We start from the raw sequence: 20,439 nt of genomic DNA, 5'->3' as shown, positions 1-20,439 counted from the left end.
CGGCGGCCGCGGCGCTCGGCCTGGGTGCCGCGCTCGCCGTGGCCGCCGCGGTGGCGGTGGTGCCGCTCAGTAGTCGTCGCGGCCGGTGAACTGCTGCTCCAGCAGCTCGGCCGCGCCGGCGACCAGCTCGAGGGGGTCGGTGAACTCGTTGATGTCGAGGTTGATCAGCGGCAGCGAGTGGCGGAGCACGACGTGTTCGCCCATCACCGCGAGCCCGCCGACGACGATCGCCTCGCCGACCTCGGTCAGCACCTCGAGCAGGTCGACCTCCTCGTGCCGCGCGAACGGCGTGGCGATCTGCACCCAGTCCTCGCGCTGGTCGAGGATCTCGCGGGCGATCACGACGATCTGGGCCCGCTGCTCGGTGTCGGGGTCGTCGCCGAACACGAGGCGGATGCGCAGTTCGTCGGGCTCGTCGCGCACCACCCGGTACGCCTGCCTGATGTAAGCGACCAGATCGCCCCACTCCGCCACGGTTGCTCCGTTCTCGTGCCTGTCCGGGCGCCCAGCGTAGCGATCAGGCGGCGCCGATCCGGTCCAGATCGGCGAGAACGTCCGCGGGCAGTTCGAGCTCGGCGGCGGCGAGGTTCTCCCGCAGGTGCCCGGGCGACGACGTCCCGGGGATCAGCAGCATCGACGGCGACCGCTGCAGCAGCCAGGCGAGCGCGACCTGCATCGACGTGGCCCCGACCCGCGCGGCGCAGTCGTCGAGCAGCCCCGACTGCAGCGGGCTGAACCCGCCGAGCGGGAAGTAGGGCACGAAGGCGATCCCCTCGGCGGCGCACTTGTCGACGAGGTCGTCGTTCTCGCGGTGGGCGAGGTTGTACTGGTTCTGCACGCAGACGACGGGCGCGATCGCCTTCGCTTCGTCGAGCTGCTCGGCGCTGACGTGGCTGACGCCGAGGTGCCGGATGAGCCCCTGCTCCCGCAGCTCGGCGAGCACCCCGAAGGGTTCGGCGAGCGACATCGGCACGGGGTAGTCGAAGGCGGCGTTGCTCAGCCGCAGGTTGACGACGTCGAGCGCGTCGACACCGAGGTTCCGCAGGTTGTCGTGCACGGCCTCGGTGAGGTCCGCGGCGGACAGCGCGGCCGGCCAGCCCTTGTCGGCGCTTCGACGCGCCCCCACCTTCGTGACGATGACGAGCGACTCGGGGTAGGGGTGCAGAGCCTCCTTGATGAGGGCGTTCACGGTGTGCGGGCCGTAGTAGTCGCTGGTGTCGACGTGGGTGACCCCGCGCTCGACGGCTTCCCGCAGCACGGCGAGGGCGGTGTCGTGGTCCTTCGGCGGCCCCCACACACCGGGCCCGGCGAGTTGCATGGCGCCGTAACCCATGCGCGTCACGGGAAGTTCGCCGCCGAGGGTGAAGGTGCCGCCGAGGTTCGCCATGCCGCTCCTTGCTCCGGGTGCCGTCACGGGAAAGTCTAACCACGGTCGGCGTCCCGGTTTTGTCGGTGCTGACCGGTAGCCTGTAGATCGGGGGCTGCTCACCGCGCCCGGCTGCTGTTTCCCTTGCCGCACAAGGGAAACAGCGCTCGCAATTCCTCGCTGAGGTTCACCCGTTTCAGCGGTGACCTTCGAACGCGTGTTCGGTACCGTCGTGGGTATGGCGACAACGATTCCTTCCACACAAACGAAAACGCCGACCTCAGTGCTCGTCCATCAGCCGGGCAAGCCGGTCCCAGGCCGGCGAAGACCCACCGGGCAAGGATTGCGCGGCCAGCCGCGCGATGGCCGGGTTGCCGATCGCGCCGGATTCCGGCCGCTCGGCGAACCAGTTCCGCGTGCGTTCCGCGAGCCCGGGCAGGCGCGGATCATCCGGCGCCCAGTCATAGGCGGCGTCGTGCTCGAGGCAGAGCGCGCGGAATTCGGGCTCTGCCAACAGGTCCCGCTTCTCGGCGATCCATCGGGCGGCGTCCTCGGGCGAAGCCGTCTGCATGAGGATCCAGCCGTCGCGTTCCAGGCGCAGGTGGCGTTCGCTGACCCCGAGCGCGCGCAGGTCGTCCAGGTACGCGGCGACTTCCGGCGAAACGAAGAGCCGGTCGCTGCCGCGCAGCTGGGCGAGCTGTTCACGGGTCCGCCGCAGTTGCGCGATGCGCTCCTCGAGGTCGTCGTCGATTTCGGCGATGGCGGCCGCGAGCGTGTCCTCGCCGGCGTCGAGCAGGTCCTTGATCCGGGCCAGCGGCACCCCCGCGGCGGCCAGCGTCCGGATCTTGACCAGGTCGATGGCGTGCTGGGCGGTGTAGCGCCGGTAGCCGGGGAGGAGTCGCGGCCGGGCTCGGCGAGCAGGCCGCGCTCGTGGTAGTGCCGCACGGCCTTGACGGTCACGCCGGCGTAGTCGGCGAGCCGGCCGATCGTGATCATGCGGGCATCCTTCCAGTGACCCGGTCAGGCCCGCCGGGTCAGGCGGCCGCCGCCGTTGCGGAAGCGCGCCCGGCCGTCGCGGAGGTCGTGGTAGGAGACGAGCAGGAGGCGGAGGTAGCCGTCGAACGTCTCCGGCGGGTACCCGGCGGGTGCGAAAAGGCCGGGGCGGATCGGCACGTAGCGCTGCGGCGGCGCCGAGGTCGCCCCGCCGGCGAACGCCGTGAAAATCCGCTCCTGCGAGGCATCCGCCGGCTCGTACGTCATGCGCTCTTCAAGCTGGCCGTCGACGACGCTGACGTCGATGCGGAGCTGGTCGGAGCGGTAGGTGCCCGCGTAGGGCGCGAGGTCGGCTTCCGGCGTCGGCTCGGTGAGCACGGCAGGCACCGGAACGCCGAGGTGGTCGCGCAGGAGCAGCTGCAGGATCCGGTCCTGCAGCACGATGGCTCCCGCAGTGTTGCCGTAGGCGGTGAAGACCAGATCGTGCTCGGGCAGGACGCACAGGATGGCCACACCGCCGGGCGAGGCGCCCGACATGGCCAGCACGGTCGTGTCGCCGAAGGGGTATCGGACCCACCCCAGCCCCATCGGCGGGACGTTCGGCGTCGCCATGTCGTGCGAGACCTGCTGCATCAGCGCGACCGACTCGGCGGAGAGCACCCGGGTGCCGGCGGGCGACACCCCGCCTGCGAGGTGCGTGCGTCCGAAGGCGAGCAGGTCGGTGACGGTGCCGATCGGCGTGCCCCCGGCCGGTCCCCACGTGTCGGGCAGCATGAACATGCCCGTCGGCCGGGCCGCCGTGGTGGCGGGGTCCGGGAAGTGGCCGATCGCGGTGCTGCGCAGGATGGCCTGGGCCGCCGACGTGCTGGAGTCCTTCATGCCGGCGGGGGCGTAGACGTCGCGGGCCAGCAGCTCCGGGAAGCTCACGCCGGCCACCACCTCCAGCAGCCGGCCGGCGACGATCATGCCGCCGTTGGAGTAGCTGAGCTGCTCGCCGGGCTCGAACAGGGTGCCGCAGCGAGCCGCCAAGCCCTCGACGTAGGTCTTCAGGGCGTCGCGGCCCGAGGCGTCGGGGAAGTAGAGGTCCGCGTCGATGCCGTTGGTGTGCGAGACCAGGTGCCGGACAAGGATCCGGTCCGCCGCGCCGGGCGTGCGCAGGGCGAATTCCGGGAGGTACTTCGCGACCGGTGCGTCCAGGTCCAGGTTCCCGCGCTCGACCTGCTGGAGGACCAGCGTGGTGGTCAGGACCTTGGTCACCGAGCCGAAGAGGAACCCGGTGTCCTCGCGCATCGGCGCCTCGGTCGCGGCGTTCGCGGTGCCGTGGGCGAAGGCGATCTGATCGCCCGCGTGGTGGACTCCGGCGACGAACCCCGGAATGTGGTCGGCCGCGCAGCGGTCGGCGATCTCTTCGCGGATCCGGGCTTCGATGGTGTGCAGTGCGTTGTCGGTCATGCAAACCATCGTCGAACCCTCCCCCAAGGGCAGGGTCAAGCCGGAAGCCCGGGGAAATTCAGCAGAGGCCCTTGCCCCGCAGCACCCGGGTGACCGACTCCTGCACGCGCGGCTGCGGCAGTTCCCCGCTCTGCACGGCCTTCACCAGCCGGTCCAGCACCTCGTCCACCCGGCCCCCGGAGGACCACAACGCCTGGTCCGCGCCGGCCTGCAGGGCCTTCAGCACCGCCTCCGGCAGCGGGTACTGCGCGGTGATCGCCTTCATGGCCCCGAGGTCGTCGGTCACCACCGGCCCGGTGAACGCGAACTCGCCGCGCAGCAGCTGATACGCGGGCGGCGACAGCGACGCCGGGACACCGCCGGTCAGCCCCGGCACGTCGAGGTGGCCGACCATCACCGCGACCGGCCCGTAGTCGGCCAGGCCGCGGTACGGCACCAGGTCGAGCGCGCGCAGCTTGTCGAGCGGCGGCGTGACCACCGTGCCCTTGTGGGAGTCGCCCGAGCCGTGGCCGTGGCCGGGGAAGTGCTTCAGCACCGGCTGGATTCCCGCGTCGCGCAGGCCCTCCGCAAAGGCTTTCGCGTACGTCTTCACCCGGGCCGGGTCCGGGCTGAACGACCGGTCGCCGATGACGTCGTCGTCCGGGGCGTTCGTGACGTCGGTGTCCGGGGCGAAATCCACGGTCACCCCGCGGGCACGCAGCTGACGGCCCCGCTCGGCGGCCAGCGCGCGGACCTGGTCCGGCGACTTCGTCGCGGCCATCGTCCGGGCCGAGGGCAGCTCGCCGTCGAGGTCGTCGATGCGCTGGACACGGCCGCCTTCTTCATCGACCGACACCGCCACCGGCACCCGCGCCACGGCCTGCACCGCGGCGAGCGAGCGATCTTTCAACAACGCTGTTGCGTTACCCCCGATGAAGATCCCGCCGACCTGGTGATCGCGAACAAGGGAAACCGTCGCCGCCGGGTTGTCCCCGGAGACACCCACGACAACCAGCTGCGCAACCCGCGAGCGAACATCGAGCCCAGCCACCAGCGACGCGCAATCGTCCGGCCGCGCGAGCTGGGAGGTGGGCACGGAAGGAGAGGGCGGAGGAGCCGCCGGAGGAGGAACCACCCGCGCGGAGGTCAGAGGGACGGCCAACCCGGACACGACCCGCGGTTGCAGGCCCGCGACCAGCAGACATCCGGCCACGATGGAGAACGCCACCCCAAAGGCAGCAAAACGTCGGCGGTTCATCGGTCCCTTCACTCGTCCGTGTGTGCCCCCCCGACCGTAGTCGACGGCCCAACTCCCCAACGTGAAGAGCGGCCGCTATCTCGGCCGCACGGCCGCGGCCAGGAATCTGGCGGGTGGCAGCGCCGCGACGACCGGCGCGCTCGGTGCGGTGAGCAGCCACGCTGTCGATGGCTGAACTCCGCGGCGTGAAGAGCGGCCGCTGTCCCGGCCTCGCGACTGCGGGTAGGGAACGTGGCCGGTGGCAGCGCCGCCACGGTCAGCCTGCTCGAAAGCCGTGGGGCGGCCACGCTGTCGGTGGCCCACCCCCCCCCGGCGTGAAGAGCGGCCGCTATCCCGGCCGCACGGCCGTGGGCAGGAGGCAGCACCGGGACGACCGGCGGTGAGCAGCCACGCTGTCGATGCCCGAACTTCGCGGCGTGAAGAACAGCCGCGGCCAGGAACGCGGCCGGTAGCAGCAGCCGCCGCGGCCGGCGTGCTCCGCGCCGCAAGCGGCCACCCCACCGCCCTCGGCCGGCCAAACTTCACAGCGTGAAGAATGGCTCCGCCGTCGCTAGAGAATTCGTGAAGGCGGCCTCAGCAGACTGGCCGTAGTCAGGGATCGTCGTGGGTGGAGGAGGGTTCGATGGACCAGGTGCGAGTGGCGGCGTGGGCGTCCGACCCGATTGCCCTGACCGGGCTGATCAACCACCTGAAGTCCCGCCCGGAGCTGCTGGTCCTTCCGCGCGCCCGCCGGGGTGAGGCTGCGGTGCTGGTGTTCGCCGTTCAGGAGGTTGACCGCGAGGCCGTTGCCGCGCTGCGGGCCGCGGCCGTCGAGTCTCCTGCCGCGATCGTGCTGGTGGCCGGGCACGTCGATCCCGCGCACGTGGGCCTGCTTGCCGACTGTCACGTCTCCGCCGTGCTGCCGCGGACCGCGCTCGACCGGCTCACCGCGAGTGTGCTCGCCGCGGCGCGGGGGCGCTCCTCGTCGCTGCGGGAGCAGGTCGAGGCCCTGGCCAACGAAGGTGGCGGGGCGGCACTCACGCCGCGCGAGGTGGATGTGCTTCGCCTGATGGCCGAAGGCTGGGACACTGCCGAGATCGCGGGCAAGCTCTGCTACTCGGAGCGGACCGTGAAGAACGTCATCTACGCCATGACCAACCGGCTCAACCTGCGCAACCGGCCGCACGCGGTCGCGTACGCCGTGCGGGCCGGTGTGATCTGAGGAAGCCTGTTGCGAACGATCGTCCGCCGGACCGCCATCGTGGTCGCCGCGTTGATCCCGCTCGCCGCCTGCACTCCGGGTGACGCCGGGGGGAAGACCAAGCTCACCATCGCGACCTTCGGTGAGTTCGGCTACGCGCCCCTGATCGCCGAGTACGAGAAGCTGCACCCGGACATCACGGTGCAGAACCGCGTCACCGACTTCGACACCCACCACAAGGGCCTCGCGACGCAGCTCGCCACCGGGCACGGTGCCGCCGACGTCGTCGCGATCGAAGAGCAGTACATGCCGCAGTACCGGAAGGCGAAGGACAAGTTCGCCGACCTGGCCGGCTACGGCGCCCGCGAGCTCGAAAAGCAGTGGGTGCCGTGGAAGTGGGCACAGGGCACCGACGGGGCCTTCGTGCTGGGCCTCGGCACGGACATGGGCAGCCTTGCCCTCTGCTACCGGCGCGACCTGTTCCAGGCCGCGGGCCTGCCGACCGACCGCGAAGAGGTCGCGAAGCTGATTCCGGACTGGGACGCCTACGCCGCCACCGCCGAGCGGTTCACCGCCAAGACACCGAACGTGAAGTTCGCCGACTCCGCCGGGACCGTCTACACGGCGATGCTCAACCAGTCGCCGGAGAACTACTTCTCCCAGCGCGACGACTCCTTCATCGCCGACCGCAACCCGAGCGTGCGCGCCGCCTTCTTCCTTTCCGGCGGCCTGGCCGCGAAGGGGCAGACAGCCGCGGCGACCACGTTCACCCAGGCGTGGAACGTGGCGATCAAGCAGGGCTCCTTCGCCACCGTTGCCTGTCCCGCCTGGATGCTCAGCCAGATCAAGGAAGCCGGCGGGGACGCCAACCGCGGCAAGTGGGACGTCACCACCGTGCCCGGCAAGAGCGGCAACCAGGGCGGTTCGTTCCTGACCGTGCCGAAGCAGGGCGCGCACCAGAAGGAGGCGTACGAGCTCGCCCGCTGGCTGACCGCGCCGGAGCAGCAGAAGAAGCTCTTCCTCTCCGACGGCATCCTGCCCAGCGAGCCCGCGGTGTACGAAGATCCGCAGGTCGTCGCGCACACCGACGCCTACTTCGGCGACGCGCCGACCGGGCGGATCTTCGCCGCTTCGGCCGACCAGCTGCGGCCGAACTACCGCGGCCTGCGTGACGCCGATGTCCGGCCGGAGTTCGGCCGGGCGCTCGGGCGGATCGAGGAACGGACCGACACCGTCGAGCAGGCCTGGGCGAAAGCCGTCCAGCAGGCCCAAGCCGCCCTGAAGTAGCCGCGCGTGCAGCACCGGCTCGCCCGTTGGGACCGCAAGGTCACGCCGTTGCTGTTCGTCGCGCCCTTCTTCGCCCTGTTCGTCGTCTTCGGCGCCTTCCCGCTGCTGTACACGGCCTGGGTTTCACTGCACGACTGGAACCTGCTCGAAGGCGACGAGGGCGGCTTCGGCCTCGCCAACTACGGTGACCTGCTCACGGATCCGCACTTCTACAACGCGCTCGCCAACACGGTCTCCATCTTCCTGCTCGCCGCCGTGCCGGAATTCCTGCTGGCCCTGGGCATCGCGGCGCTGCTCGACCGGCCGCTGCGGGCCGCGACCTGGTGGCGCACCGGGGTGCTGCTGCCGAACGTCGTGTCCGTCGTCGCCGTCGGGCTGGTCTTCGGGCAGCTGTTCAGCCGCGACTACGGCGTCGTCAACGAGGTCCTCGGCTGGTTCGGCGTGGCGCCGGTCAACTGGCGGGCGACGACCTGGACGTCGCACTTCGCCGTGGCGAGCATGGTGCTCTGGCGCTGGACCGGCTACAACGCCCTGATCTACCTGGCCGCCATGCAGGCCGTCCCCGGTGACCTCTACGAAGCCGCGGAGCTCGACGGGGCCTCGCGGTGGCGGGCGTTCTGGTCGATCACCGTGCCCGGCATCCGGCCCGCGCTGGCCTTCACCGCCATCGCCGGCACGGTCAACGGCCTGCAGCTGTTCGCCGAGCCGCAGCTGTTCGACGCCGGTGGCTCGGCCGGCACCGGCGGCAACGACCGGCAGTTCCAGACGCTGGTCATGTACCTGTACGAGAAGGGGTTCACGCACCTCGACGCCGGCTACGCGGCCGCGCTGACCTGGGTGATGTTCGTGGTCTGCGCGCTGTTCGCGCTGGTCAACTACCGGCTGGTGCGCCGGTTCGTGAGGTCGGCGTGACAGCGCGGCGGCGGCCGGGCGGCTGGGTGTACGCCGTGCTGACCGGGGTGCTCGGCGCCTCCGTCTTCCCGCTGTACTGGTCGTTCGTCGTGGCCACGCGGGACAACGCGGCGATCGGGGAGACGTCGCCGCTGCTGCTGCCGGGCGGGAACCTGGCCGAGAACGTGCGGCGCGTCTTCGACACCGTCGACTTCTGGCTGGCCATCGGGAACTCGCTGATCGTCGCGGGCACCGTCATGGTGTCCAACGTCGTGCTGGCGAGCCTCGCCGGGTTCGCCTTCGCGCGGCTCGAGTTCCGTGGCCGCAACACGCTGTTCCTGCTGGTCGTCGGCTCCGCGATGGTCCCGGCGCAGCTCGGGGTCATCCCGCTGTACCTCGTCGTCGGCGATCTCGGCTGGTACGGGCGGCTCGAAGCGGTGATCGTGCCCGCGCTGGTCAGCGCCTTCAGCGTGTTCTGGATGCGCCAGGCGTGCGAAAACGCGATCACCACGGACCTCGTCGACGCCGCGACCGTCGACGGCTGCTCGATCCTGCGCACCTACTGGCACGTGGCCGTGCCCGCCCTCCGCGCGCCGGCCGCGGTGCTCGCGATGCTGACGTTCATGGCCACCTGGAACGACTACTTCTGGCCGCTGGTCGTCCTCGACCCGAACGAGACGCCGACCGTGCAGGTCGCCCTGTCGCAGCTGGCCAGCGGCTACTACACCGACTACGCGCTGATGCTCACCGGCGCGACCGTCGCCGTCGTGCCCGTCATCGCGTTGTTCCTGCTGCTGGGCCGCTACATCGTGCGGGGCATTCTGAAAGGGGCACCGGTATGACCTTCCCGGCGGGCTTCCGGTGGGGCGCGGCGACCGCGTCCTACCAGGTCGAGGGCGCGGTGGCCGAGGGCGGTCGCGGACCGTCCATCTGGGACACCTTCGCGGCCACCGAGGGCAAGGTGCTCGGGGGCGCGACCGGCGCCGTCGCCTGCGACCACTACCACCGCTACCCCGAGGACGTCGGCCTGCTGGCCGACCTGGGCCTCAACGCCTACCGGTTCTCGGTCGCGTGGCCGCGGGTGATGCCGGACGGCCGGACGACGTCCGCGGCCGGGCTCGCCTTCTACGACCGGCTGGTCGACGAACTGCTCGGCCGCAACATCCTGCCGGTGCTGACGCTCTACCACTGGGACCTGCCGCAGGCGCTCGAAGACGCGGGCGGCTGGCCGCTGCGCGACACCGCCGAGCGGTTCGCGGACTACGCCGCGGTCGTGCACACCGCGCTCGGCGACCGCGTGAACCAGTGGACGACGGTCAACGAGCCGTTCTGCGCGGCCTTCCTGGGCTACGGCAGCGGCGTGCACGCTCCCGGCGTCCAGGACCACGACACGGCGCTGGTCGCGGCCCACCACCTGCTGCTGGCGCACGGCCTGGCGGCGCCGACGCTGGCCGGTCCGGGTCACGACGTCTCGCTGGCGCTGAACTTCGCCCCGGCGATCCCGGACGGTTCGTCGCCGGCCCACCTCGAAGCGGCCCGGAAGTTCGACGGCATCCACAACCGGTTCTTCCTGGACCCGGTACTGGGCCGCGGCTACCCGGAAGACGTCCTCGCCGCCGCGGGCCGGTTCGTGGAGTGCGTCCGCGACGGCGACACGGACACCATCGCGGCCCCGATCGACTGGCTGGGGGTGAACTACTACGCGCCGGCCCGCGTCACGCCGCTCGAGGACCCGCAGGCGCCGAGCAACTGCCCGCTGCCGACGTTGCGGGGGATGGACGTGTTGCCCGCGAAGGGGCCGCTGACGGCGTTCGGCTGGGAACAGGCTCCGGACACCCTGACCGAATTGCTGCGGTGGATCGACGACCGGTCCGGCGGGCTCCCGCTGGTGGTCGCCGAAAACGGAGCCTCCTTCGTGGACCAGGTGGTGGACGGCCGCGTGTACGACGCGGCCCGGGTGAACTACTTCATGGAGCACCTGCGCGCGGTCCACGACGCCATCCGGCTGGGCGTCGACGTCCGCGGGTACTTCGCGTGGTCGTTGCTGGACAACTTCGAGTGGGCCATGGGGTACACGCAGCGGTTCGGCTTGATCCACGTCGACTTCGAGACGCAACGCCGGACGGTCAAGGAGTCCGGCCGCTTCCTCGGTCGGGTCGCCAGGGCCAACGCGTTAAGGCCGCCGGCGGAAGGCGTCGGCGACCCCCGAGCGTGACGGCGTCTCGAGCTTGCCCAGCAGCCGGGCCACGTGGGCCTGGACCGTCCGCCGCGGCAGGGACAGCTCAGTTGCGATGTCCGGGTTCGACCGGCCTTCCGCGACCAACCCGGCGATCCGCACCTCGATCGGCGTCAGCGACTCCCAGCCGTGGCCCGGCCGGATCGACGAGAACAGCGCACCCCGCCGCACGCCGAGGCGGCGCAGCCGGGTTTCCGCGCGCCGCAAGTCCCAGCGGGCCGCCAGTGCCGTGTACAGCTCGGCCGCCTCCTCGAACGCGGCGTGCGCCGCGTCCAGCCGGCCCGCGCGGGCCAGCAGCACCGCCGCGTCCTCCAGCGCCGAGGCCAGCTCGGGGCGGCGGCCGACCGCGCGGAAGTGCTCGGCCGTCGCCAGCACCGGGGCCGGGTCCTCCTCGATCAGCCCGCGGCACCACGACGCCGCCGCGTGCGCCCGCGCCGGACGTCGCTCCTTCGCCGCCTCTTCTTCGCACACCGCCAGCGCCCGGCGGGCGCGGGCGACGTCGTCCTGCTCCATCGCCAGCCGCACGAACGCCGGCAGCCACTGGTGGCGCAGCATCATCTGCGCGTACGTCGGGTTCAGGATCGGCTCCAGGACCGCCAGCGCGCGCACCCGGTCGCCGCGCTGCTCGGCCGCCAGGGCGTCGGCGACCAGCAGGAAGTCGAAGCTCTCCCGCTCGGCGCCGGTGGCCGGGGCGTACTCCTCCGCCGCGTCGAGGTGGGCCGCCGCCTGGGCCCGGTCGTCGCGGCGGCCGGCGATCAGCGCCGCGACGCCGTGCAGCAGCAACGCGGCCGGGCCCGGCTCGCGCAGGCCGTAGAACGTGATCGCCGGGCCGTCCTCGATGACCGTGTCCAGCTCGACCAGCGCCTCGTCCCAGCGGCCTTCCCAGTACCGGTGCACCGCGGCGGACACCTGCAGCCCGACCGGCAGCGCGTGCCGCGCCGCGACTTCGCCCGCCGCGCGCAGGGCCTCGCCCGCCTCGGCCAGGCGGTCGAGGTTCTGCAGCGTGAAGACGCGGTTGTCGAGCAGGTCGAGGTGCAGGTCGGCCAGCTCGTGCTCGTCGCCGACGGCCTCGATCGCCGCGTCGATGTGGGCGAGCGCGCGGTCGTGCTCGCGGCGCACCGAATCGACCAGCCACAACGACTGCAGCGCGTGCGCGGTCAGGTAGCGGTCGCCGCCGGCGAGCGCCTTCGTCTCGTGCGCGGTCTGCTCGGCGGCGTCCAAATCGGACAGACTGCCGCGCCGGAAGTTGGCCAGCAGCTGCCGGTGCTTGACCCGCCAGAGCTCCGGCACGGCCGGGTCGTCGACCCACGCGGCGAGCGTCGCGACGGCGCCTTCGGTGTCCCCGCGGCGGTGGAGCAGCGCCGCGAGCACGTGCCGCATCTCTTCGACGGCGTCCGGCTCGGTGGCGACGTCGAGTGCTTGCCGCGCCAGGCTTTCCGGGCTGCGTTCCAGCCGGAACAGCACCTTGACCAGCGCGACCAGCAGCGTCTCCCGGCGCGGGTCGGTGCCGGCGCACGCGGCCAGCGCGCGTTCCAGCAGCTCGACGGCGATCAGCGGGGCCCTGGTCGAGACGACCGCGTGGTGGGCGGCCAGCCAGTCCAGCACCCATTCGTCCACTGTGGCCGGTGCCGCGACCAGCTGTTCGGCGACGCGTTTCACCGGCGCGCCGATCCCGGCGAGCGCCTCGGCGGCCTGGCGGTGCAGCGCCGCCCGCGTCCCGGCCAGCAGCCGGTCGTACAGCGCCTGGCGCAGCAGGGGGTGGCGGAACGCCAGCTGCGTCCCCGTGTCGATGAGCACGTTCGCGGCGACGGCTTCCTCCAGCGGCGCCAGCAGGTCCGACGGCCGGGTGCCGAGCACCGCGGCGACGTCGCCGACGGCGAACTCCATGCCCAGCAGCGCGCCCCAGCGCAGCACTTCCTGCGTCCGCGCCGTCAGGAAGTCGAGCCGCCGGTCGACCGCGGCGACCAGCGACCGCGGCGCCTCGAACTCCGCCGGGTCGTCGACGTCGGCCTGGCCGCCGCTCACCGCCACCGCGCCCGCCCGGCGCAGGACGTCGACCATCTCCTTGACGTACAACGGGTTCCCGGCACCGCGGGCGGCCAGCTCGCGCAGCCCCGGCCCGGGCGGCGCGCCGAGCTGGTCCTCGATCAGCCGGCCGACGTCCTCGCCGGTCAGCGGCGCGAGGTCGAGGACGACCCCGTCCCGCGCCTGGACGCCGCGGCGCAGCTGGGCGAGCTCGGCGCGGTCCGGCGCCGGCCGGGTCGCGGCCACCAGCAGCAGCGGCAGCTGCCGGGTCGCCGCGCAGAGCCGGTGCCAGACCAGCACGGACGCTTCGTCGGCCCACTGCAGGTCGTCGAGCACCAGCACCTGCGGCGACTGCGCGCACAGCTCGTCGACCAGGGCCAGCAGCCGGTCGACGGCGCCGAGCACCGGGTCCGCCGGTCCCCAGCTGCGCCGCGCCGGGCCCTCGCCCGCGAGTTCCTTCGCCACCCGTGCGCGCCGCGGGTCGGGCGAATGCGCGTCGATCGCCAGGCACTCCAGCACGACCTGCAGCGGGAACCGGGTGCTCAGCTCGTCGGCGGCGGCCCAGAGCCGCTGGAAGCCCGGGCCGTCCGGCAGCGAGGAGGTGAGCAGCGCGGACTTGCCGATCCCGGCGTCGCCCTCGATCCAGACGGCCCGGCCGCGCCCGGCGCGGACGTCCGCGACGAGCTCGGCGAGTCTGGTCGTTTCGGCTTCCCGGCCGAACAGCCGGTGCCCGGTGACGACGACCGGCGCCGGGGGCGCGTCGAGGCCCGGGTCCTGGGCGAGGATCTGCCGCTGGAGCCGTTGCAGCGCGGGGCCGGGTTCGACGCCGAGTTCCGCGACGAGCGTGGCGCGCGCGTCGCGGAAGACGTCGAGGGCATCGGCGGGCCGCCCGCTGCGGTAGAGGGCGAGCATCAGCGACTCGCGCAGCGACTCCCGCAGGGGGTGTTCGCCGGCGAGCACCGCCAGTTCCGGCGCGAGGTCGAGGTGGCCGCCGAGGGCGAGCACGGCTTCGGCGCGCCGTTCGAGGGTGTTCAGCCGGAGTTCGGCGAGGTATTCGCGGTGCCGTTCGGCGAAGCCGCCGGGGACGCCGGAGAGCGCTTCGCCCTGCCAGAGCGCGAGAGCGTCGTCCAGTTCGGTGACGGCCGCCCGCGGATCACCCTGCTCGAGGTGCCGTTGCGCGCGTTCGCGGTGCCGTTCGAACCGGGCCGCGTCGAGCGCGTCCGCGTCGAGGACCAGGGAGTAGCCGGCGGGATCCGAGACGAGCACGCTCGCCGCCGACCAGCGCGAACGGTCCGGTTCGAGGGCCCGGCGCAGCCCGGAGACGTAGGTGTGGACGCTGCCTTCGACGCTCGCGGGCGCGGAATCGCCCCAGACGCCGGCGATGAGTTCCGCCCGGGGAACCGGCCGGCCGGCGTTGACGGCGAGCACCGCGAAGATGGCGCGCTGACGGGCGGGGCCGAGGCCGATTTCGGCCGCCCCGCGCCAAGCCCGCAGCGGGCCGAGCACGCCCACCCGCAGGCCGGGGTCTTCCCCTGGCATGTCGTTGCCGTCCCCTCTGGGACTTCACGTCCCAGACCCCTTCCCCCAGGGACATCTCCGGTGACTTTACCGACGTGGCAAGCCCCGGAAAGGTTGCGCGTTCACTTCCCGGCGGCCGCCCGGGAGCGCACCGAAGGCGCCCGCCGGATGCCGAACGGCCCCATCCGGGCCTCCGCGCGCCGCACGTCCCACACCGCGCCCATCTCCGTGTACGCCGTCAACGCGCCGCGGAACGCCGTACGCGCCTCCGCCAGCTCGCCGGACTCCGCCAGCAAGATCGCCGCGTCTTCGGTCGCCTTCGCGTGCTTCAGCACCCGCCCGGCCGCCCGGTAGTGCCCGGCCGCCGTCAGGACCGGACCGGGATCGCCCGTCACCAGTCCCCGGCAGTGCGCGGCCGCCGCGGCGTGGGCCGGTGGGACCTCCCCTTCGGGCTCGAGCAGGCGCACCGCCTCCTGCATTCGCTGCCGGTCGCCGAGCGACAACGCCAGCCGCACCAGGTCCGGCAGCCACTGGTGGCGGGCCGCCGGGGGGTAGCTGTCCTCCAGCAACGGCAGCAACGCCGTCAGCGCCGCCTCCGGCCGGCCCTCCTGCTCGGCCAGCAGCGCCCGCGCCGCGAGCAGGAAGTCGCCGCCGTCCGGCTCCAGGCCCGGTGGCCACTGCTGCCGGTCGGCCGCGTCGAGGTGCGTCCTGGCCTGGCCCGGCTCGCCCCGGTGTCCCGCGATCAGCGCGCCGACGCCGTGGACCAGCAGGGCCGAACCCGGGCTGCGCAGCACGTACGACGCCGTCTCGGCGCCGTCGCGGATCACCGCGTCCAGCTCGGCCAGCGCCTCCCGCCAGCGGCCCAGCCAGTAGTAGTGCACCGCGCCGGCCAGGTGCATCTCGCCCGGCACCGCACGGGTCGCGGCGATCCGGCGGGCGGCGTCGAGCGGCTCGGCGGCGTCGTCGAGGCTGTCGAGGTTCGGCACGGCCAGCGCCGCGTCGTCCAGCGGGTGCAGCCCGGCCGGAGCCAGCGCGGTCTCCTCCCCGAGTTTCTCCAGCGTGGCCAGCAGCGACTCGTGCCGCCCGCGCCACATCTCCGGGACGTCGGCGTCGTCGAGCGTCCGCTTGAGCTCGGCGGTCGCCTCGGAGAAGTCGCCGCGGCGGTAGTAGACGTACGCCAGGATCCAGCGCATCTCCGCCGCACGCCTGCTGTCGGACGTCCGCGCGACGACCGAACGCGCCTCGGCTTCGGGCTCCCGGCCGAGCCAGAACAGCAGCCGGGCCAGGGTCGCGGTCAGCGTCTCCCGCGCGTCCGGCGGCAGCGTGCCCTGGGTGACGGCGTGGCGCAGCAGGTCCACCGCGACCCGCGGGGTCTCGGTGGCGACCGTGCCGATGTGCTCCAGCAGCCACCCGGTCACCCACGGGTCGACCTGCGCGGGCGCGGCGGCGAGCTGCTCGGCGACGCGTTCGGCGGGCGCGCCCGCGGCGGCGAAGGCCTCGGCCAGCTGCCGGTGCAGCGCGACCCGCATCGCGGCCGGCGACTTTTCGTAGAGCACCCGGCGCACCAGCGAGTGCCGGAACGCCAGCCGGTCGCCCGATTCGACCAGCACCCCGGACGTGATCGCCTCGTCGACCGCGCCGACCAGCGCCGTCGGCGGCCGCTCGGTGGCGACGGCGATGTCCGCTGGCGAGAACTCGCGGCCCAGCAGCGCCGCCCAGCGCAGCGTGTCGCGGGTCCCGCTGGACAGGAAGCTCAGGTACTGGGTGATCCGCGAGCCCAGCGGCGACGGGATGCTCTGGCACGAGTTGCCGTCGAGGTGCGCGTGGACGCCGTCGAGCACGATCATCGACTGCGCGAGCAGCGTCTCGACGATCTCCCGGACGTAGCGCGGGTTCCCGGCCGCGTAGGAGACCAGCAGCTGCAGCCCGGGCCCGGGAGGCGCGCCGGCCAGCTCGGTGGCGAGCTCGCGGGTGGCGTCCTCGGCCAGCGGTGGCACGGCCAGGACGGTGATGTCATCGTTGTCAAGCAGGTCGTCCAGCGCGGCCGGCCGGGGTACGGGACGGCACGCCCCGACGAGCAGCAACGGCAGCTGCCGCGTCTCCCGGCTCAGGTAGCGCCAGACGCGCAGCGTCGTGTCGTCGGCCCACTGCAGGTCGTCGACCACCAGCACGAGCGGCGCCTCCACGCAGAGCTCACGGACCAGCCCGAGCACGTCGTCGACCGGGTCCTCGCCGGGCTGCCCGGCGAGCCGCGCGGCCAGGGCGGCCCGGCGGCTGTCGGCGGCGCGCGGGTGCACGCCCAGCGCGTCGAGCAGCGGCCGCAGGGCGAACCGCTGGTCCAGCGCGTCCGCGGCGGCGAAGGCCGGATCGAAGTCCTGGGCCGCGGCGAGGACTTCGGCGAGCAGCGCGGTCCGGCCGCTGCCCGGCTCGCCTTCGAGCCACACCGACCGCCCTGTTCCGGCGCCGAGAGCGGCGACGGCTTCGTGCAGCCGGTCGAGTTCCGCCTCGCGGCCGACGAAGATCTCCGCCCGCTCCGGCAGCGCCGCGGCCGGCATCCGCGACACCGGCGGAACCGGCGCCGGCTTCGGTTCCGGTGCCGCGGCGGGTTTCTCCAGCAGCTCGTCGTGCAGCCGCCGCAGGGCCGGGCCCGGTTCGGTGCCCGAGGACTCGACGAGCCGGTCGCGGACGTCGGCGTAGACCGCGATCGCCTCGGTCCGCCGCCCGGCCCGGACCAGCGCGCGCATGAGCAGCCCGCGCAACGTCTCGCGGAACGGGTGTTCCCGGGTCAGCGCGGTCAGTTCGGCGACGAGTTCGGTGTGCCCGCCCGAGTCCAGCACGACTTCGGCGCGCCGCTCGATGGTCGCCAGCCGGACTTCGGCGAGCCGGGCGCGCTGCGCGGCGGCGAACGGCCCGGGCAGGCCGGACAGCGGGACACCGTGCCAGAGCCCCAAAGCTTCGTCGAAGTCCTCAAGGGCCCCGCGGAGGTCACCGGCCGCGTGCTTGCGTTGCGCCTGCTCGCGCAGGGCTTCGAAGCGGTGGACGTCGATCGCGTCGGCGTCCAGGCGCAGCGAATAGCCGGAACCGATCGACGCGAGCAGCTGCGGGCCCTCGCCCTTGGCCCGGCCGGGTTCGAGCGCGCGCCGCAGCCCGGAGACGTAGGTGTAGATGGAGCCCTGCGCGCTCTGCGGCGGCGCGTCACCCCAGACGGCGTCGATCAGCTCCTCGCGCGAAACCGTGCGGTCCGGGTGCATCGCCAGCGCGGCGAGGACCGTACGGCGGTGCGCGGAGCCGAGGTCCAGCTCCGTTTCGCCCTGCCAGGCCTTCAGGGGGCCCAGCAGCTGGAGTCTCGGTGCGGAGCCGTCCGCGGCCGACATCGGTCTCCCTTCGTGCGCGACGAATCGTCACGCGCCGGATGCCTGCCGTGAGCATACGCGGACGTCGTGAACCGGCAGGCAAGGATGGCGGACATTCGGGCAACGGGCACCCGGCGGGGTTCCGCGGCGCCACGGCGTGCGTCACGCTCGGGTGCCGGAGAGGAGCCGCGGATGCCGACCGAAGACATGCAGCGGGCCGCCGCCTGCTTCGCTTCCGCCCTCGACGGCGCCCGTTCCCGCCTTCGCGACGTCAACAGCGAAATGGCGATGGTGCAGGCGTCCTGGCGCGGTGAGGCATCGGTGCGGTTCGGCCAGGCCATGAGCGACTGGGAGCAGGAGTTCGACGTGATCCTGTCGCGGCTGGCGGAACTGCTGGAGGCGACCGGCGGCCCGATGCCGCGGCCGCGCCTGCCGTGACCCGGCTCGACTTCAGCTTCGCCGATCTGGTGCTGGACCGGATGGGCGCGATCACCGGCGAGCTCGGCGAGCTGCTGGCCGACCTCGAGGCCCGGGTCGAGCCGGAACTGGCCGGCTGGACCCCGGAGGCGCGGGAGGAGTACTGGCGCGCCAAGCGCGAGTGGGCGCGCGCGGCCGGGCGGATGCCGGGCTGCCTGGAGCGGGCGCGGGCGGCCTTCGGGGAGCTTTCTTCACGCGCGTGAAGACGGAATAGGGAAGGCGTGAAGACACGCCGTCCACACTGCCCCCATGAAGCCCGTCGAAGTGAGCGTCCTCGCCTCGGACCCGATCACGCACGCCGGCGCGGTGAGCCTCCTGGACAACCATCCCGACGTCCGGCTGACCGACCTCGTGCCGGACGTGCTGCTGGTGATGGAGGACCACGTCACCGAGGCGGTCCTGGGCGAGATCCGGGCCGCCAAGGCGTCGCACGTCGTGCTGGTCGTCGAGCACTTCCGCGAAAGCGACCTGATGGCGGCGCTGGAGGCCGGCGTGGTGGCGATCCTGCCGCGCCGCGAGACCGGCGGCGCCGAGCTGGTGACGGCGGTGCTCGCCGCGGGTGACGGCACGGCCAACCTGCCGCCGCGGCTGCAGGGCGCGCTGCTCGCGCAGGTGCAGCGGATGCGCAAGGACGTCCTGGAGCCGAACGGGCTCACGCTGTCGGGGCTCGCGGCCCGCGAGTGCGACGTGCTGCGCCTGGTCGCCGAGGGGTTCGGGACCGAGGAGATCGCGGCGAAGCTGTGCTACTCGGAGCGGACCGTGAAGAACGTGCTCTACGGCCTGATGACGCGTTGCGGGTTGAACAACCGCGCCCACGCGGTCGCCTACGCGCTGCGCGCGGGCGCAATCTGAGACGTTTTCTTTGCCACTGTCACCTTTTCGTGGGCTAGGGTCGCGATCATGGTGCTCACGGCAGTGGAGATCGCGGCCTCCGTCCGGGCCGGGCAGCTCGATCCGGTGCAGGTCACCGAGGAGGCCCTGGAGCGGATCGCGGCGGCGGACGGCGTCGTCGGCGCCTTCCGGCTGGTGCGCGCCGAGGAGGCGCTGAAGGAGGCCGCGGAGGTCGCCGCGCGGCCGGATCTCGCGTCGCTGCCGCTGGCCGGAGTGCCCGTCGCGGTCAAGGACGTCACGGAGGTGGCCGGCGAATACGCGTCGCACGGTTCGCTGGCGGGCACGTCCGCACGGGTGGCCGCGGACGGCGTGATCGCGACGCGGCTGCGGGCGGCGGGCGCGGTGATCGTCGGGCTGACGCGAGTGCCGGAGCTGTGCATCTGGCCGATGAGCGACACCCCGGACGGCATCGCCCGCAACCCCTGGGACCCGACGTACGCGGCGGGTGGCTCGTCGGGCGGCAGCGCGGCGGCGGTGGCGGCGGGGCTGGTCCCGCTGGCCCACGGTTCGGACGGCATGGGCTCGATCCGGCTCCCGGCGGCGATGTGCGGTCTCGTGGGGTTGAAGCCGGGCGCGGACCTGCTGGCCGAGGGCGGCTGGTTCGGCATGTCGGTCCACGGCCCGCTGGCCACCACGGTCGCCGACACGGCACTGCTGGTGTCGGTGCTGGCCGCCGCTCCGGAGCTGGCTTTGGTGTCTTCGCCGGCTCCCGTCCGCATCGGCATGTCGACGACGGTGCCCTTGCTGCACAGCCCGGTCCCGAAGGAGCTGGTCGCGGCGGTCTCGACGGCGGCCGGGCAGCTGGCGGCGGCCGGCCACGCGATCGCCCCGGCCGCACCGCGCTACCCGGCGACGATGGTCCTGGGCATGACGGCCCGCTGGCTGGCGGGCCCGGCGGTCCAGGCCCGCGACTTCGACGTCTCGCGGCTGCAGCGCCGGACCCGGGCGCACGTCCGCGCGGGCCGGCTGGTCGAGCGGGCGGGCCTGATCCGCTCGCGGACGCGCGACCGGTGGGTGGCCCGGGCGGAGGAGTTCTTCGCGTCGCACGAGGTGTTGCTGACGCCGACGCTGTCGCACTGGCCGGTGAAGGCGGGCCGCTGGCACGAGAAGGGGTGGCTGGCGAACGTGCTGCCGTCGACGCGCCTGGCGGGCTTCACGGGCCAGTGGAACTTCGCGGGCTACCCGGCGATCACGGTCCCGACGGGGCGGTCGGTGGTGTCGGGGCTGCCGACGTCGGTGCAGCTGGTGGCGCGTCCGGGCGGGGAGTCGCTGCTGCTGGGCTTGGCGGCCCAGCTGGAGTCGGCGAACCCCTGGCCCCGGACGGCGCGCAACTGAAAGCTCAGGAGCTCGGCTTGCTCCCCGTCGGCGACAGCGGCTTCGCGCCATTGCCGTTCGAGCCGTTGCCGTTCGCCGGCTTGGTCGCCGGGCCGTTCGAGTTCGCCGGCTTGGCCGCCTGAGGCGTCGGCTTGGCGGCCTGAGGCGCAGGCTTCGGGGTCGCGGCGGGCTTCGGCGCCGGCTTCGAAGCCGACTTCG

General features: G+C 73.1%; 16 protein-coding genes and 2 pseudogenes. 9 read left to right on the top strand and 9 right to left on the bottom strand.

What is annotated here, in order from left to right:
- Window positions 1-66: 66 nt before the first annotated feature.
- The 6 genes and pseudogenes from CCN39_RS23745 to CCN39_RS23725 all read right to left on the bottom strand — a co-directional run bounded on the left by CCN39_RS23745 (window position 67) and on the right by CCN39_RS23725 (window position 5,018).
- Window positions 67-474 carry a hypothetical protein gene (locus tag CCN39_RS23745; protein WP_086845444.1) on the bottom strand — a complete coding sequence of 136 codons (408 nt, stop codon included), beginning with the start codon at window positions 472-474 and terminating at the stop codon, window positions 67-69.
- 43 nt (window positions 475-517) lie between these two features.
- The gene (locus tag CCN39_RS23740) at window positions 518-1,387 is read right to left on the bottom strand and encodes an oxidoreductase (protein ID WP_086845442.1); all 870 of its coding nucleotides are present in this window, start codon (window positions 1,385-1,387) and stop codon (window positions 518-520) included.
- 259 nt (window positions 1,388-1,646) lie between these two features.
- Entirely contained in the window at window positions 1,647-2,186 is a 540-nt protein-coding gene (locus CCN39_RS23735; RefSeq protein WP_244210964.1) for a hypothetical protein, read from the bottom strand.
- An 86-nt stretch (window positions 2,187-2,272) separates the two neighbouring features.
- Window positions 2,273-2,362, bottom strand: a pseudogene (locus CCN39_RS52920) (MerR family DNA-binding transcriptional regulator); the annotation flags it as partial.
- Between the two features lie 24 nt (window positions 2,363-2,386).
- On the bottom strand, window positions 2,387-3,811 hold the full coding sequence (locus tag CCN39_RS23730; protein WP_208630336.1) for a serine hydrolase domain-containing protein: 1,425 nt from the start codon (window positions 3,809-3,811) through the stop codon (window positions 2,387-2,389).
- Window positions 3,812-3,869: 58 nt separating this feature from the next.
- Window positions 3,870-5,018: a glycoside hydrolase family 3 N-terminal domain-containing protein gene (locus tag CCN39_RS23725; protein WP_086845438.1), complete on the bottom strand. Its 1,149-nt coding sequence runs from the start codon at window positions 5,016-5,018 to the stop codon at window positions 3,870-3,872.
- A gap of 652 nt (window positions 5,019-5,670) precedes the next feature.
- Between CCN39_RS23725 and CCN39_RS23720 the strand changes: the two genes are divergently transcribed.
- From CCN39_RS23720 to CCN39_RS23700, 5 genes are read left to right on the top strand one after another with little or no spacing between them, the layout of a single operon-like run.
- A complete protein-coding gene (locus CCN39_RS23720) occupies window positions 5,671-6,249 on the top strand; it encodes a helix-turn-helix transcriptional regulator (protein ID WP_086845435.1) in 579 nt (192 codons plus the stop codon).
- Window positions 6,250-6,258: 9 nt separating this feature from the next.
- Complete coding sequence (locus CCN39_RS23715; protein WP_086845432.1) at window positions 6,259-7,515, top strand: ABC transporter substrate-binding protein; 1,257 nt, start codon at window positions 6,259-6,261, stop codon at window positions 7,513-7,515.
- Window positions 7,516-7,521: 6 nt separating this feature from the next.
- The gene (locus CCN39_RS23710; protein WP_086845430.1) at window positions 7,522-8,427 is read left to right on the top strand and encodes a carbohydrate ABC transporter permease; all 906 of its coding nucleotides are present in this window, start codon (window positions 7,522-7,524) and stop codon (window positions 8,425-8,427) included.
- A complete protein-coding gene (locus CCN39_RS23705; protein ID WP_086845428.1) occupies window positions 8,424-9,248 on the top strand; it encodes a carbohydrate ABC transporter permease in 825 nt (274 codons plus the stop codon). The genes CCN39_RS23710 and CCN39_RS23705 overlap by 4 nt, the downstream gene beginning before the upstream one ends.
- The gene (locus tag CCN39_RS23700) at window positions 9,245-10,621 is read left to right on the top strand and encodes a GH1 family beta-glucosidase (RefSeq protein WP_086845426.1); all 1,377 of its coding nucleotides are present in this window, start codon (window positions 9,245-9,247) and stop codon (window positions 10,619-10,621) included. The genes CCN39_RS23705 and CCN39_RS23700 overlap by 4 nt, the downstream gene beginning before the upstream one ends.
- Here the strand turns inward: CCN39_RS23700 and CCN39_RS23695 are convergent.
- The gene (locus tag CCN39_RS23695; RefSeq protein ID WP_244210963.1) at window positions 10,580-14,206 is read right to left on the bottom strand and encodes an ATP-binding protein; all 3,627 of its coding nucleotides are present in this window, start codon (window positions 14,204-14,206) and stop codon (window positions 10,580-10,582) included. The genes CCN39_RS23700 and CCN39_RS23695 overlap by 42 nt on opposite strands.
- Window positions 14,207-14,307: 101 nt before the next feature.
- Window positions 14,308-17,559, bottom strand: coding sequence for an ATP-binding protein (locus CCN39_RS23690; protein ID WP_086845422.1), 3,252 nt, complete (start codon window positions 17,557-17,559; stop codon window positions 14,308-14,310).
- A 171-nt stretch (window positions 17,560-17,730) separates the two neighbouring features.
- On the opposite strand from CCN39_RS23690, the gene CCN39_RS23685 reads away from it, so the two are divergent.
- Genes CCN39_RS23685 through CCN39_RS23670 form a run of 4 tightly spaced genes read left to right on the top strand, consistent with a single transcriptional unit; the run spans window position 17,731 to window position 20,241 of the window.
- On the top strand, window positions 17,731-17,976 hold the full coding sequence (locus CCN39_RS23685; protein WP_086845419.1) for a WXG100 family type VII secretion target: 246 nt from the start codon (window positions 17,731-17,733) through the stop codon (window positions 17,974-17,976).
- Complete coding sequence (locus CCN39_RS23680) at window positions 17,973-18,218, top strand: WXG100 family type VII secretion target (RefSeq protein WP_086845417.1); 246 nt, start codon at window positions 17,973-17,975, stop codon at window positions 18,216-18,218. The genes CCN39_RS23685 and CCN39_RS23680 overlap by 4 nt, the downstream gene beginning before the upstream one ends.
- 46 nt (window positions 18,219-18,264) lie before the next feature.
- Entirely contained in the window at window positions 18,265-18,867 is a 603-nt protein-coding gene (locus CCN39_RS23675; RefSeq protein WP_086845415.1) for a helix-turn-helix transcriptional regulator, read from the top strand.
- 48 nt (window positions 18,868-18,915) lie between these two features.
- Complete coding sequence (locus CCN39_RS23670; protein ID WP_086845413.1) at window positions 18,916-20,241, top strand: amidase family protein; 1,326 nt, start codon at window positions 18,916-18,918, stop codon at window positions 20,239-20,241.
- Between the two features lie 4 nt (window positions 20,242-20,245).
- Here CCN39_RS23670 and CCN39_RS23665 read toward each other — a convergent pair.
- Window positions 20,246-20,439: pseudogene (locus CCN39_RS23665) on the bottom strand (cell division protein DivIVA); the annotation flags it as partial.

This window comes from Amycolatopsis kentuckyensis (assembly GCF_002155975.1).
Lineage (GTDB): Bacteria > Actinomycetota > Actinomycetes > Mycobacteriales > Pseudonocardiaceae > Amycolatopsis > Amycolatopsis kentuckyensis.
The sequence above is the reverse complement of the archived record's forward strand: the minus strand, read 5'-3'. Positions and strand labels throughout refer to the sequence as shown.